A 13,667-nucleotide genomic window follows, 5' to 3' on the forward strand; every position below is an offset into this window, starting at 1 on the left:
TGTACAAAAAGTGCCAAAAGGACGTGGGGGGAAATATGAGACGAATTTGTGTAATCATTACGCTTCTTATTATGTACGCAAGCGTTATGCCAATTCCTACATATGCAAAGATGAACAGCAATGTCAGTGCTCGAAATGCTGTATTAATGGAGCAACAGTCTGGTCGTGTATTATACGGAAAAGCAGAACATGAACCTCAAAAAATTGCTAGTATAACAAAAATTATGACTGCCTTGTTAGCTGCTGAATCAGGGAAGATGAAAGAAATGGTGTCAGTTAGCAATGAAGCGGTGAGGGTGGAAGGATCAGCAATCTATTTAAAGCCTGGACAAAAAGTGAAGTTAGAAGATTTAGTATACGGACTCATGCTTAGATCTGGTAATGACGCAGCGCAAGTAATTGCTGAAAGTGTGGGTGGGAGTATAGATGGATTCGTATATTTAATGAATGAAAAGGCGAAAGAAATTGGAATGAAAGATACTCACTTTTCAAACCCTCATGGTTTAGATGGAGATGGATCACATTATTCGTCGGCTTACGATATGGCGTTATTAACGAAGTATGCAATGGGAAACGAGTCATTTAAAAAAATCTTTGGAACAAAAACGTATAAATCCGATTCTTGGGATTACCCGTGGAAAAATAAACATAAGTTGGTAACGTCTTATTATGAATTTGCAACAGGAGGAAAAACAGGCTTTACGAAGAAAGCAGGAAGAACGCTTGTTACAACGGCATCAAAAGATGGACTAGATTTAATTGTCGTAACTTTGAGTGCTTCTAGTGATTGGGATGATCATATGAATCTATTTGACAAAGGATTCGAACGTTTCAAGCAAACGAAAGTTTTAGGACAAGGAGCAATTGCTGAAATAAATGAAAAGAAGTATGCCAACCATGTTTATACGAAAAATAGTTTTTCCGTGCCGTTAACTGAAGAGGAAAGAAAGAACGTGTTATTAAAAGTTGAACTGGATAAAAGTATAACGCTTGAGGATGGAGTAAAGGTTGGAAAGACAGATGTTTATGTTGGCAATGAGAAAGTTGGAGAACGGAATTTATTTTATAGTAAACGGAAGTTAGTAGCTACAACGGGACTTTACTGGAATAATGTGAAAGAAATTTTTTCTTACATGATAGGTGTTGGGAACGATGGTTAATCTCGTATGGGTAGCGATGGCTGTCATTGGGATTGTATACGCCATGATAAATGGAACGATGGAAGAAGTGAATAAGGCTGTATTTGACGGAGCAAAAGATGCAGTAACGATTTGTATAGGACTTATTAGTGTTTTAGTATTTTGGCTTGGTTTAATGAAAATTGCAGAGGAAGCCGGATTGTTAAAAAAATTAGTTTCACTTTTTATGCCGATAGTAAAAAGGTTGTTTCCAGAAATACCAAAGGACCATCCGTCCATGGGATTTATTCTATCAAATATGATGGCAAACTTTTTTGGTCTAGGTAATGCAGCAACCCCTCTTGGTATTAAAGCGATGGAACAACTAAAAGAGTTAAATGGAGGAAAGGATTCGGCGAGCCGTTCTATGGTGACGTTTCTAGCATTAAATACATCAGCTATTACATTAATTCCTACGACAGTCATTTCAATTCGAATGACGTATGAATCAGCCAATCCTACTGAAATTGTTGGGGTAACATTTATTGCACAAGTACTTTCTATGATTGGAGCGATTTGGATTGACCGCTATTTTTACCGAAGAAGGAGTAGAAAGGGGCGGAAAAAATGAGTATTGTAAATACAATTTCTTTATGGGTAATCCCTTGTGTAATTGGTTTTATCCTTTTATATGGCACGATAAAGAAAGTGCCGACGTATGAATCGTTCGTTGAGGGAGGAAAAGAAGGGATTCAAATTGCAATTTCCATTTTACCGTTTATGGTTGGAATGCTTGTTTCTATTTCTATATTCCGATCTTCAGGTGCGCTAGATGCAATGATATCAGTAATGAAGCCAATGCTAGATTTAATTCATGTTCCAGCAGAAATCGTTCCATTAGCACTAATACGCCCTATTTCAGGTTCTGCTGGTCTAAGTATTACGACTGATTTAATTGCCACATATGGGCCAGACTCATTCATTGGGAGATTAGCTTCTACGATGCAAGGGAGTACAGATACGACTTTTTATATTTTAACAGTATACTTCGGAGCTGTTGGTATTAGAAAAATGGGAGATGCATTAAAAGTAGGTCTTTTTGCAGATTTAATCGGAATTATTTGCTCGATTGTCTTTGTTTCCCTATTGTTTCAGTAAAGCTATTCATTTTTTATGCTATTTCGCGTATAATACGTATACGACCACTATTAAGGTGTAGCTTAATAGTGGTTTTTTTATGTGGTATTTTTGACAAAATGATGAACTTTTATTGTGAGAAATATGAAAAATATGGACAATAATAAAGGATAAAAACATGATTTGACCTTTATATGTTTAATATCATCGCTATGTTGTTTAAGTGAGATGGAGCGAATAACCGTAAAGCGTATGCGGTTGCCAAGTCTTTCTAATGTAAGGTAAGATAAATTCGAGGTGAAAAAAAGAAATGGAACGATTACAAAAAGTGATTGCGCAAGCAGGTATTGCATCGAGAAGAAAGGCTGAGGAATTAATTCAGCAAGGAAAAGTGAAAGTTAACGGAAAAATAGTGAAAGAGTTAGGAACAAAAGTAACTCCTCAAGATAAAGTAGAAGTAAATAACATCCCTCTTGAAAAAGAAGAACCTGTTTATTTTTTACTATATAAACCAACTGGTGTAATTTCAAGTGTATCAGATGATAAAGGTAGAAGTGTTGTAACAGACTTTTTCCCTGAAATTACACAACGTTTATTCCCAATCGGACGTCTAGATTATGATACGTCAGGAGTATTATTAATGACAAACGACGGGGACTTCGCAAATATATTAATGCATCCTAAATATAAAGTTGAAAAAACGTATGTTGCAAAAATAAAAGGCCCATTAACAGGTGAGAAAATTCGCATGTTAGAACGCGGTGTTGCACTAGAAGACGGTAAAACAGCACCAGCACATGTGAAAATTATTTCTTGGGACAAGCGTAAAGAAATGGCTATTGTACAATTAACAATTCATGAAGGACGTAACCGTCAAGTACGTCGTATGTTTGAAGCGTTAGACTGTAAAGTAGTGAAATTAAAACGTGAACGTTATGCTTTCTTAGAAGTAGGAAGCCTGCGACCTGGTGATGCGAGAGAATTGACACCACATGAGGTGAAACAATTACGCGCGCTTGCTTCTACAAAGCCAAGATAAGCTATAGAGTTAAAAATTCACCAGTGGAGTGCTCTGCTGGTGATTTATTCAATACAACATTTACAGAAGATAATACATAACATTTACCGAGGAGAGGAGAGGTAATATGAAGAAAAATCGCTTATTATTTCGCGTTATTATTCTACTCATTTTATGTGGTGCTGTAGGATTTACCCTTTATCAAGGATTCTTTGCTAATAAAGAGAAAATGCAAATCGGAAAAGAAGCACCTAACTTTGTTGTGACGGATTTAGAAGGGAAGAAAATTGAACTAAAAGATTTAAAGGGAAAAGGTGTATTTTTAAACTTTTGGGGTACGTGGTGTAAACCTTGTGAAAAAGAAATGCCTTATATGAATGAATTATATCCAAAGTATAAAGAAAAAGGCGTTGAAATCATAGCGTTAGATGCGGATGAAACGGATATTGCAGTAAAGAACTTTGTGAACCAATATGGTTTGAAATTCCCAGTTGCTATTGATAAAGGACAAAAGATTATAGGAACATATGGAGTAGGTCCATTACCGACAAGCTTTTTGATTGATAAAGATGGAAAAGTAGTGGAGCAAATTATAGGTGAACAAACGAAAGAACAGTTAGAAGGGTATTTAAAGAAAATTACTCCGTAATAAAGAAAGCCTTTACATAAGAGGTGCGTGTCTATAGTGCCTCTGGTTTAAAAATTCTGAGTATTGCGGTAACTCAAGGTTAGAATATACAATAGTACATATAGAGACAGGGGCGGTGAGAGTGTTGAAAGAAATTAAATGTGAATGTGGACATGTTAATCCGATAGGAACCGTTTTTTGTGAAGCTTGCGGGAAACCATTTGAAAGCAATGAAAATGCAAAACTATTGGATATGCGCTATGAGGGGAGTGCACGGAGATCTCTCACGCAAACAAAAACGATAGTCGATAAAATTTGGAGCTTTTTCTCTTCTGTAAAAGTGGGTGTATGGCTAATCGTAATAACTTTAGCTGCATCAGCGATAGGAACTATTTTTCCGCAAGAAATGTACATAACTCCAGGGATTGCACCAGCTGAATATTATAAACAAGAATACGGATTTTTAGGGCAATTATACTATCAATTAGGATTTAATAATTTATACGGTTCATGGTGGTATATGATTTTGATTGCTTCTATCGGTATTTCACTTGTGATATGTAGTTTAGACCGCGTTATTCCACTTTATAAAGCTTTAAAAAAGCAAGGCGTAAAAAGACATCCTAGCTTTTTAAAGAGACAGAGATTATATGGGACTGGTACACCGAAAGATGGTGACCTGGAAAGAGTGCAAAAGAATTTAAAGAAAAGAAACTATAACGTGAAAGTGGAAGACGGAAACGTTTTAGCAGAAAAGGGACGCTTCTCGCGTTGGGGTCCATATGTAAATCATATCGGTCTTATTATCTTTTTATTCGGTGCGATGCTTCGTTTTTTACCGAGTATGTACGTAGACGAAGCACTTTGGTTACGTGATGGTGAAACGAAAGAAATACCAGGGACGGATGGACAATACTACTTAAAAAACGAGAAATTTATAAAAGAAGTTTATGATAAAAGTAAGGACAAGGAAGTTTTTGAGGAAGCGATTGATCGTGTAGGCGATAAAATGATTGCGAAAAACTTCCAAACGAATGCTGTATTATATAAAGCTGTGGGCGAAAATATAGCAGGGCAAAAACCAAAGTTGGAAAAAGTAAAAGAAGCGGAAATTCGAGTAAATGAACCACTGAAATTTGATCAATTTGCAGTGTATCAAGTGGATTATAAAGAAAGTGAATTTAAAAGTATGTCCTTCAACTTGCAAAATAAAGAAAATAATCAAAAATGGGGACCGATTAAAGTAGATTTAACGAATCCTAAGGAAAAATATGATTTAGGAAATGGTTATTCTCTAGAACTATTAAGCTATTTTCCTGATTTTTATTTTGATGAGAATGGAAAACCAAATACAAAAACGAAATTACCGAACAATCCTGCATTTGTATTTAAAATGTTTACACCTGAAACACCAGATGGTGAAGTGAGTTTTGTTGGTATTCAGCAAAATATAGAACCTGATGGAAACAACAAATATAAAATGTCGTTTGTAGGTGTTGAAATGCAAAATGCAACAGCACTTACTGTAAGAAAAGATTTAACGCTTTGGATTCTCGGTATTGGAGGGTTTATATTTATGGTTGGTGTCATTCAAGGTATGTATTGGAATCATCGCCGTATTTGGATACAACGTGTTAATGATGAATGGTGGATTGCAGGGCATACGAATAAAAATTGGTTCGGTTTAAAGAAAGATATTGAAAGAGTAATAGAAGGTACAGCAATTCCACAGCCAAATGATAAAGTAATCGATAAAAAAATTAGTTAAGGTGGGGAAACGATATGGTGCAAATAAGTAGTAACTTTCTCTTTACCGCATTTATTTTATATTTAATTGCGACTCTATTTTTTGGTGGAGCCATTAAAGAAAAGGGTCATAAATGGGCAAATGTAGGAATAACAATTACAATTTTAGGGTTTATAGCACAAACAGTATATTTTGTTACAAGGTGGATCGCATCAGGGCATGCACCAGTTAGTAACTTTTTTGAATTCGGTACATTTTTCGGCATGATGCTTGTAGGAGCATTTATTGTAATGTATTTTATGTACCGTGTAAGTATAATTGGACTATTTGCATTACCAGTTGCGCTTTTATTAATTGCCTATGCAAGTATGTTTCCGAGGGAAATATCTCCGCTTATTCCATCTTTAAAAAGTAATTGGTTACATATTCACGTGACGACTGCAGCAGCAGGACAAGCAATTTTAGCGATTAGTTTTATTACGGGCGTTATGTATTTATTAAAAAATGTAGATCAATCAACGAGAAGTAAACGGACATTTTGGCTAGAGACGGTAGTATTTACACTTGTTTGTACAGTTGGATTTATTGGAGTAACAACGGTATTTTCTAGTATGAAATATGAAGCGAAGTTTCAATGGGTTGATAAAAATGAACAGCAACTGGAAATGAAGTACAATCTTCCGGCTTTAGTTGGACCGCATGAAGGGAAGTTACTGACAGAAAATAAATTAGAACCGGCAGTTGAAGTTCCAGCGATTGTAAATGCGAAGAAATTAAATACTGTTATTTGGTCAGTATTAGTTGGAACATTACTTTATATTGTATTAAGACTTGTTTTACGGAAGCGAGTATCGGCAGCACTTCAGCCGTTAGTAAAGAATACGAATAGTGATTTACTAGATGAAATCGGATATCGATCTATTGCAATTGGATTCCCAGTTTTCACATTAGGAGCGTTAATTTTTGCAATGATTTGGGCTCAAATAGCGTGGACGCGTTTTTGGGGCTGGGATCCGAAAGAGGTTTGGGCACTTATAACGTGGCTTTTTTATGCTGCAGTACTACATTTACGATTATCTAAAGGGTGGCATGGAGAGAAATCAGCTTGGCTTGCAGTAATTGGTTTTGCAATTATTATGTTTAACTTTATTGTAGTAAACTTAATTATTGCCGGTTTACATTCATATGCATAGAGAAATAAAATAGGAGAGTGCATGTCACTTTCCTATTTTATTTTTGTCAACTTTTCTTCTTTTTTGAGAAAAACATGACAAAGTAGCGGTTGATTTTGTAAAATGATGTCGAGGACATTATATACTGTTCAAAAAAAATACATAGTTTTGGAAAAAAATTGAACAAAATTTATTATTCTTGTGAAGCATAATATGGGAAGTGAAACATTTAGAAGATTGCTTAAATAAACGAGAATAGCGCAACATAATAGTAAAGAAGGGTAGGTGTGAACCGCTGAAGTGAGAGTACGCAGCGGGTAGAGATGGAAAATGAATCAAGAATTTTAATTGTAGATGATGAGGATCGTATTCGTCGTTTATTGAAAATGTACTTAGAAAGAGAACAATACACAATTGAAGAAGCAGATAATGGTGATACAGCTTTAGAAATGGCGTTACAAAATGATTACGATTTAATCTTATTAGATCTTATGATGCCTGGTAAAGATGGCATTGAAGTATGTAAAGGGGTTCGTGAGAAGAAAGCGACACCAATTATTATGCTGACAGCAAAAGGTGAAGAAGTAAATAGAGTACAAGGATTTGAAGTTGGAACAGATGATTATATTGTAAAGCCATTTAGTCCACGTGAGGTCGTGCTACGTGTGAAAGCGGTATTACGTCGTGCTGTACCAACAACATTCTTTACACAAGATACAACGACAAAAGATGTTACTGTATTCCCGCACTTAACAATTGACAACGATGCACACCGTGTTACTGCAGATGGCAATGAAGTAAACTTAACGCCGAAAGAATATGAGTTACTATTATTTTTAGCGAAAGCTCCTGATAAAGTATTCGATCGTGAGCAACTGTTAAAAGAAGTATGGCAATATGAATTCTTCGGAGATTTACGTACAGTTGATACACATGTAAAGCGTTTACGTGAGAAGTTAAGCAAAAAATCACCAGATGCAGCGAAAATGATTGTTACTGTTTGGGGTGTAGGTTACAAATTTGAGGTTGTGAACGACTGATGCTTTGGAGAAGTGTAGTAGGGAAGTTATGGATGACCATATTACTTCTCGTTTCGTTTGTTCTTGGATTTGTTGCGATTTTACTTTCACAGTTTTTTAGAACGTATTATGTTGATATGAGTGAAGCTAGGCTTCAAAAAGTCGCAACAAGTGTTTCAGAGTTAATTGAAGAAGGTGCCGATGTAAAAACGATTGAGAATATCGCTTACAAATTCTCTGATCCACTTTCAAGGATTATTATTGTAGAAGATGGTAAAGAAATCTCTTCTTCACCGAAACAAGAAGGCTTAGTCACTCTTACAATGGATGACTTAAAAGAAGATAAAGAATTAGCGGCTGTGTTTACAGACAAAAAAGAAATTAAGAATAACATTAGAAAAGCCTCTAATAGTAGAAAGAATAAAAATACTGAAAATGATATTATGATTGTCGGAAAACCAGTGCAATCAAAAAATCAAAGTGCAGTGTTTGTGTACGAATCTTTACAAGTGCCGATACAAGGTATGGAAAGAACGACTGATTTTATATTCTTATCAGCAGGGATTGCGATTATATTAACAACTTTCTTTGCATTCTTCTTATCTACTCGAATTACAGCACCACTTCGTAAAATGCGTGAGGTTGCTTTTGAAGTGTCGCGTGGGAAGTTTGATGCGAAAGCCCCTATGGTATCTCAGGACGAGATTGGTGAGCTTGCAACGGCCTTAAATCAAATGGGGAAACAGTTGAAGTTTAATATGAATGCCCTGCAGCAAGAGAAAGAACAGTTAGCAAGTATTTTGAGTAGTATGGCAGATGGGGTTATTACATTAAATCAAGAAGGTGAAGTTGTAGTAATCAATCCGCCGGCTGAACATTTCTTACAAGTTTGGCAAGAAGAAAAAGAGATAGAGCTCAGTAAAAAACTGCCTTCTGAACTTGTTGAACTATTCCATCTCGTTGTAGAAAGCGAACAACAACAAGTTGTTGAAATTAATTTACAAAAAGGGAACTATGTAGTTCTTATGACGCCGCTCTACAATCAAACGAAAATTCGCGGGGCTGTAGCAGTACTGCGAGATATGACGGAAGAACGTCGTCTTGAAAAGATGCGTCAAGACTTTATTGCGAATGTATCGCATGAACTTCGTACACCGATGGTCATGCTGCAAGGGTATAGTGAAGCAATTTTAGATGATATTGTGCAAACGAAAGAAGAAATTAATGAGTTTGTTCAAATCATTTATGATGAATCCGTTCGTTTAGGTAAACTTGTAAATGAATTATTAGATTTAGCACGCATGGAAAGTGGTAATGTAGAGTTACATATAGGTGAAGTGGACATACATCCGTTTGTTGAAAAAATTGGTCGTAAATTCCAAGGGATCGCAAAGGATAAAGAAGTTGAACTAACAGTTGATTTCAAAAATCCAATTGAACAATACCCGTTTGATGCAGATCGTATGGAACAAGTATTGACGAATTTAATTGATAACGCAATACGTCATACGAACGCAGGCGGACATGTAACACTTGTAATTGATACGAAAAATAATGGTCTCATTTTTGAAGTACAAGATTCGGGCGTTGGTATTCCAGAAGAAGATATTCCATTTTTATTTGATCGTTTCTATAAAGCTGATAAAGCAAGAACACGTGGGAAAAAAGGTGGAACAGGACTCGGGCTTGCGATTGCGAAAAATATTGTTCAAGGCCATGATGGTAAAATTTCTGTATCAAGTGTTGTTGGAGAAGGAACTACATTCTCTGTCTATTTACCGAATCGTATAATTTAGATATACGTTTTTAAAGTTGATAATGAATAAAGTTCTGCTGTTTTTTATTTTTTTGTAAACTCAATTAAATAAAGAATGGTAGAACTTTTTTCTATGTTGCTCGAATAAAGAATAACAAGAGAGGTGCTGTGAAGAAATGAAATTATATACAAAAACAGGAGATAAAGGAACGACAAGTGTAATAGGTGGTAGGGTTGATAAAGATGATATCCGTGTGGAAGCGTATGGAACAATAGACGAGGCGAATTCTCATATCGGATATGCAATGACTAAACTACAAGGCGGGCCTTTCGGAGATATTTACAATGAACTTGAAACGATTCAACATGAACTATTTGATTGCGGGGGAGACTTGGCGATAGTAGGCGAGAAGATACCTTATAAAGTAAAAATTGAAATGGTCGAAAACTTAGAAAGTAGGATTGATTCGTATATAGAAGAAGCACCGCCGCTAGAGCGCTTTATTTTACCAGGTGGAAGCGAGTCGGCAGCTGCTATTCATATTGCACGTACAGTTGTAAGGCGAGCAGAACGATGTATCGTGTCCTTACAAAAAGAAGGGAAAATAAATGAAGTTGTTTTAAAGTATGTAAATAGATTATCTGACTATTTATTTGCAGTAGCTAGAGTAATAAACGCTCGATTACAAGTAAAAGATGTAGAGTATAATCGCAGTGCAATCGTTTTTCGTGATAAGAAAGAGAAGGAAGTGGAGTGATTCACTTTCTTTTTTGTATACTTTTTTCTGTAATATACCAAAATAGAGAAGGTATGGTGGTAATTAGAAAACGGAGGATGTATATGAAAGTTTTAAAATACGGCGTTATGTTATTGACAGTACTGTTTTTATCTCAATTACATGTGTACGCAGAGGGAAATCAATGGGCATGGCCTGTTGAAGGACAGATAAGTGATTATTTTGGGACAAGACACGGAAAACACTACGGTATAGATATAGCGGCACCAATCGGCACGCCTGTGTCAGCTATTCAAGAAGGGAAGGTAACAAAGTCTTATTATTCAAGTAGTTATGGAAACGTTATATTTATTAAACATGGAGAATATGAGGCTGTGTATGCACATTTAAATAAGAGATATGTAGTTCAAGGGGATTATATTTCAAAAGGAGAAAAAATTGGAGAAGTAGGGAACACGGGAGAATCGCGAGGTGCACACTTACATCTAGAACTTCATCAAGGAAGATGGACGATGGCGAAAAAGAATGCGATGAACCCATTGCTTGTTTTAAGTGAACAAAGAAATGAAGTTGTTTCTTCATCATTATATGTCGTACAAAAAGGGGATACTTTAGTTAGTATTGCACGGAAATTTAGTATGACACTTAAGGAAATTAAAGAAAAAAATGGATTGCAGCAAGAGCTAATTTATCCTAATCAACAATTATATGTTAAGTAAAGGCAACGTCTCAAAAATTAAACTTTGAATATTCTTAAATAAGGTTCAATGTAAATGAAATTATATGGGCGCTTCTCCTAGAAGTATTGAGTGAATTAGAGTATCTATATTTAAAAGAAAACCGTCCCAAAATTTATTTTGGGACGGTTTCTTTTACCAAAAAATAAAGACACATATAAATCCAGAAATAGCTAAATAGCTATATAAGTAAAAAACTTTTGTTCTTGTTTTCTCTTTTGTTCGAAACAGTACGATAGTCGGTTCAATTAAACCGATTGTCAAACAAAGTAGGCCAAGAAGCATACAACCAATCGAAATAGAATACAGGGCGATTTGTGGTGCTTGAAATGGAATCATCCATTTTAATAAAAATGCAATAAGTGCAGTGTAACAAATGCTACCGATGTATTTATTCAGTGGTGTATTAGAACGAAAGCCAGGAAGTTTTTTTAAGAAAGAGCGGGAAACAACTTCTGTTTGTAAAGATGTATGCTCTTCAATAATTTTTTGAGCTTCTTTTCCTTTTTGAAAAAGAGATAAGATCCAATTTCGCTCACCCTGAAAAATAAATTGAGAAGTTGTCAAATAGTGATCAATCTTCACTTTACTCCAACTCTTCCACGGATGACGCTCACACAATTTTAATTTACTTTCTGTTTTCTTATCATACTGATAAATACTGATGCCATCTTCATCGAAAGTAGCATAGTATGTCTCGTTTGAGAATGTGCCTAAATCAATTGGGCAGTAGAAAAGTAATTCTTTTTTTAAGTAAAAGTATTCTTTTCTTAAGTTTTTTTTCATTGCTTCTCGAATAGAATGTCTCTTTTCTTTTTTCATGACATTTCCTCCATAACTCAGAAAATGTTCTTATCTTAACAATTCAATATCTTATCACTTTTAATTATATATGACTAGGTAATTCAAAAGAGAAATGCCGAATAATAAAAAATATGGATTGTATTGTAAAATATTTCGCAATTCATTTGTTGTTACGAAAAATAAATAACTAATTTTAAATAAGTTACGATTTTTTAGTTCACAATGTTATGAGGTTGTTGTATAATGAAGGGGAAAATAGAATATCGGTCTATCTTCGGGGCAGGGTGAAAATCCCGACCGGCGGTGATGAACTATTTATGATTTTGTTCTAAGCCCGCGAGCCGTTAAGGCAGGATTTGGTGTGATTCCAAAGCCGACAGTATAGTCTGGATGGGAGAAGATGGAGGTTCAAGCGTTCAAAAAAGATATGGATTTGAACGTCTGTTTGATGTGCCTTAAATTCTCCCTTTGTGTAAAACACAAAGGGTTTTTTCGTTCTATGAAAAAATAGGCATAGCAGAACCTTTCCACTTTCCATGAGATGATCGATGGAAAAGGAGAGAGAAAGATGAAACAAAAAAACAGTGTAGTGCAGATGGTGAGTGTAGCGATGCTAAGTAGTATTGCATATTTACTAATGATGTTGGATTTCCCGTTCCCAGGGCTTCCGCCATTTTTGAAAATTGATTTTAGTGATGTACCAGCTCTAATTGCAGCAATTATCTTTGGACCAGTAGCAGGAGTGATTGTAGAGGCGATAAAGAACATTTTACATTACGGGATTCAAGGAAGTTTAACAGGAGTACCAGTTGGAGAAATTGCAAACTTTATTGCAGGATGTTTATTTATTGGACCAGCAGCTTTCTTATTTAGAAAGTATCGTACTGTGAAGAGTTTAACGACAGGATTAATGCTAGGGACAATTACAATGGCACTTATTATGAGTGTATTAAACTACATCATCATATTCCCGGCTTACACTTGGTTTTTAAATTCACCGGCTATGTCTAGCGAAGCTATCAGAACAACGGTTGTAACGGCAATCTTACCATTTAATTTAATTAAAGGAATTGTTGTAACAATTGTATTTGTAGCATTATTCTCACGCCTGAAAGTATGGGTGTTTGCAAAAATGAAAAATGCATAATATATATTAAAACCATTAGTAGTGTGGAACTACTAATGGTTTTTTATTAAGGAAAATAAAATTTAGATACAAAAAACGCCCCTCATCAATATGAGGGGCGTTTTTTGAAGTTAATAAAAGACTATTCGAATTTTAAAGCGTCTCCGTCGAATGATTCGTCAGCAACTTTAATTGAGTCAGTTGGACAGCCTTCGAATGCATCCATCATATCTTCAATTAATACATCTGGAATTTCAACGATACCTTGGTTATCGTCTAATGTTACAAATGCAATACCTTCATCATCATAGTCATAAATGTCTGGTGCAGCAGCGCCACAAGCACCACATGCAATACAAGTATCTTTATCAACGATTGTATATTTTGCCATCTTTTTTCCCTCCTGATAATATGTATGTGAAAAGCTCGCCATAAAAATTATAACCTTATTGTAAAACGGTTTGTGAAACTTTTCAACATAAAATTATAATGATAATGCTTATCAATTAGAGTGTCAACTTATTTTTGAATTATGTCATAAGATTTTCAAAATACGTAAATGTGATTTCGTTTGATACAATAGAATATATACAAGTATATAGTTCTTATATGATAAGTTTAATGAGCGACAGTAGATAGTGTAATTGTACTGAAAAGAATGAAGTTAA

General features: G+C 35.2%; 14 protein-coding genes and 1 riboswitch. Of the genes, 12 read left to right on the forward strand and 2 right to left on the reverse strand.

Features of this window, described 5'->3' with window-relative positions:
* Positions 1-35: 35 nt before the first annotated feature.
* The 11 genes from ACS2FK_RS08375 (at position 36) to ACS2FK_RS08425 (ending at position 11,051) form a co-directional block, all read left to right on the forward strand.
* On the forward strand, positions 36-1,160 hold the full coding sequence (locus tag ACS2FK_RS08375) for a D-alanyl-D-alanine carboxypeptidase family protein (RefSeq protein ID WP_001252626.1): 1,125 nt from the start codon (positions 36-38) through the stop codon (positions 1,158-1,160).
* A complete protein-coding gene (gene spmA / locus ACS2FK_RS08380; protein ID WP_000247810.1) occupies positions 1,153-1,749 on the forward strand; it encodes a spore maturation protein SpmA in 597 nt (198 codons plus the stop codon). The genes ACS2FK_RS08375 and spmA overlap by 8 nt, the downstream gene beginning before the upstream one ends.
* Positions 1,746-2,276, forward strand: a complete 531-nt coding sequence (spmB, locus tag ACS2FK_RS08385; protein WP_000029514.1) for a spore maturation protein SpmB — start codon at positions 1,746-1,748, stop codon at positions 2,274-2,276. The genes spmA and spmB overlap by 4 nt, the downstream gene beginning before the upstream one ends.
* A 289-nt stretch (positions 2,277-2,565) precedes the next feature.
* Entirely contained in the window at positions 2,566-3,294 is a 729-nt protein-coding gene (gene rluB, locus ACS2FK_RS08390) for a 23S rRNA pseudouridine(2605) synthase RluB (protein WP_000440553.1), read from the forward strand.
* 106 nt (positions 3,295-3,400) lie between these two features.
* Positions 3,401-3,922, forward strand: coding sequence for a thiol-disulfide oxidoreductase ResA (gene resA / locus ACS2FK_RS08395; RefSeq protein ID WP_000742194.1), 522 nt, complete (start codon positions 3,401-3,403; stop codon positions 3,920-3,922).
* 121 nt (positions 3,923-4,043) lie between these two features.
* Positions 4,044-5,669, forward strand: a complete 1,626-nt coding sequence (resB, locus tag ACS2FK_RS08400; protein ID WP_000910518.1) for a cytochrome c biogenesis protein ResB — start codon at positions 4,044-4,046, stop codon at positions 5,667-5,669.
* A gap of 14 nt (positions 5,670-5,683) precedes the next feature.
* The gene (resC, locus tag ACS2FK_RS08405; RefSeq protein WP_000250087.1) at positions 5,684-6,841 is read left to right on the forward strand and encodes a cytochrome c biogenesis protein ResC; all 1,158 of its coding nucleotides are present in this window, start codon (positions 5,684-5,686) and stop codon (positions 6,839-6,841) included.
* A 302-nt stretch (positions 6,842-7,143) separates the two neighbouring features.
* Positions 7,144-7,860, forward strand: a complete 717-nt coding sequence (gene resD / locus ACS2FK_RS08410; RefSeq protein WP_000426861.1) for a DNA-binding response regulator ResD — start codon at positions 7,144-7,146, stop codon at positions 7,858-7,860.
* A complete protein-coding gene (gene resE, locus ACS2FK_RS08415) occupies positions 7,860-9,635 on the forward strand; it encodes a sensor histidine kinase ResE (RefSeq protein ID WP_000964683.1) in 1,776 nt (591 codons plus the stop codon). Before resD ends, resE begins: the two co-directional genes overlap by 1 nt.
* A 136-nt stretch (positions 9,636-9,771) precedes the next feature.
* Positions 9,772-10,353: a cob(I)yrinic acid a,c-diamide adenosyltransferase gene (locus tag ACS2FK_RS08420; RefSeq protein ID WP_000781271.1), complete on the forward strand. Its 582-nt coding sequence runs from the start codon at positions 9,772-9,774 to the stop codon at positions 10,351-10,353.
* Positions 10,354-10,436: 83 nt separating this feature from the next.
* Positions 10,437-11,051, forward strand: coding sequence for a peptidoglycan DD-metalloendopeptidase family protein (locus ACS2FK_RS08425; protein ID WP_000866228.1), 615 nt, complete (start codon positions 10,437-10,439; stop codon positions 11,049-11,051).
* Positions 11,052-11,204: 153 nt separating this feature from the next.
* On the opposite strand, the gene ACS2FK_RS08430 is transcribed toward ACS2FK_RS08425, so the two are convergent.
* A complete protein-coding gene (locus ACS2FK_RS08430) occupies positions 11,205-11,891 on the reverse strand; it encodes a hypothetical protein (RefSeq protein WP_000711798.1) in 687 nt (228 codons plus the stop codon).
* Positions 11,892-12,139: 248 nt separating this feature from the next.
* A riboswitch (FMN riboswitch) is annotated at positions 12,140-12,279 on the forward strand.
* Between the two features lie 162 nt (positions 12,280-12,441).
* Here ACS2FK_RS08430 and ACS2FK_RS08435 point away from each other — a divergent pair.
* Positions 12,442-13,020 (forward strand): ECF transporter S component, encoded by a 579-nt coding sequence (locus ACS2FK_RS08435; protein ID WP_000810856.1) that lies wholly within the window; start codon positions 12,442-12,444, stop codon positions 13,018-13,020.
* A gap of 121 nt (positions 13,021-13,141) precedes the next feature.
* On the opposite strand, the gene ACS2FK_RS08440 is transcribed toward ACS2FK_RS08435, so the two are convergent.
* Entirely contained in the window at positions 13,142-13,390 is a 249-nt protein-coding gene (locus ACS2FK_RS08440; RefSeq protein WP_001151993.1) for a ferredoxin, read from the reverse strand.
* Positions 13,391-13,667 lie beyond the last annotated feature (277 nt).

Source organism: Bacillus cereus group sp. BceL220, assembly GCF_051776965.1.
GTDB classification, from domain to species: domain Bacteria; phylum Bacillota; class Bacilli; order Bacillales; family Bacillaceae_G; genus Bacillus_A; species Bacillus_A cereus.

Excerpts from the sequence above, each read along its gene's own strand:
- ACS2FK_RS08425 (WP_000866228.1), top strand. The coding sequence starts at position 10,437 with ATGAAAGTTTTAAAATACGGCGTTATGTTATTGACAGTACTGTTTTTA.
- ACS2FK_RS08440 (WP_001151993.1), bottom strand. The coding sequence starts at position 13,390 with ATGGCAAAATATACAATCGTTGATAAAGATACTTGTATTGCATGTGGT.
- resC (WP_000250087.1), top strand. The coding sequence starts at position 5,684 with ATGGTGCAAATAAGTAGTAACTTTCTCTTTACCGCATTTATTTTATAT.
- resD (WP_000426861.1), top strand. The coding sequence starts at position 7,144 with ATGGAAAATGAATCAAGAATTTTAATTGTAGATGATGAGGATCGTATT.
- spmA (WP_000247810.1), top strand. The coding sequence starts at position 1,153 with ATGGTTAATCTCGTATGGGTAGCGATGGCTGTCATTGGGATTGTATAC.
- ACS2FK_RS08435 (WP_000810856.1), top strand. The coding sequence starts at position 12,442 with ATGAAACAAAAAAACAGTGTAGTGCAGATGGTGAGTGTAGCGATGCTA.
- resA (WP_000742194.1), top strand. The coding sequence starts at position 3,401 with ATGAAGAAAAATCGCTTATTATTTCGCGTTATTATTCTACTCATTTTA.
- resE (WP_000964683.1), top strand. The coding sequence starts at position 7,860 with ATGCTTTGGAGAAGTGTAGTAGGGAAGTTATGGATGACCATATTACTT.
- ACS2FK_RS08430 (WP_000711798.1), bottom strand. The coding sequence starts at position 11,891 with ATGAAAAAAGAAAAGAGACATTCTATTCGAGAAGCAATGAAAAAAAAC.
- rluB (WP_000440553.1), top strand. The coding sequence starts at position 2,566 with ATGGAACGATTACAAAAAGTGATTGCGCAAGCAGGTATTGCATCGAGA.
- ACS2FK_RS08420 (WP_000781271.1), top strand. The coding sequence starts at position 9,772 with ATGAAATTATATACAAAAACAGGAGATAAAGGAACGACAAGTGTAATA.
- spmB (WP_000029514.1), top strand. The coding sequence starts at position 1,746 with ATGAGTATTGTAAATACAATTTCTTTATGGGTAATCCCTTGTGTAATT.
- ACS2FK_RS08375 (WP_001252626.1), top strand. The coding sequence starts at position 36 with ATGAGACGAATTTGTGTAATCATTACGCTTCTTATTATGTACGCAAGC.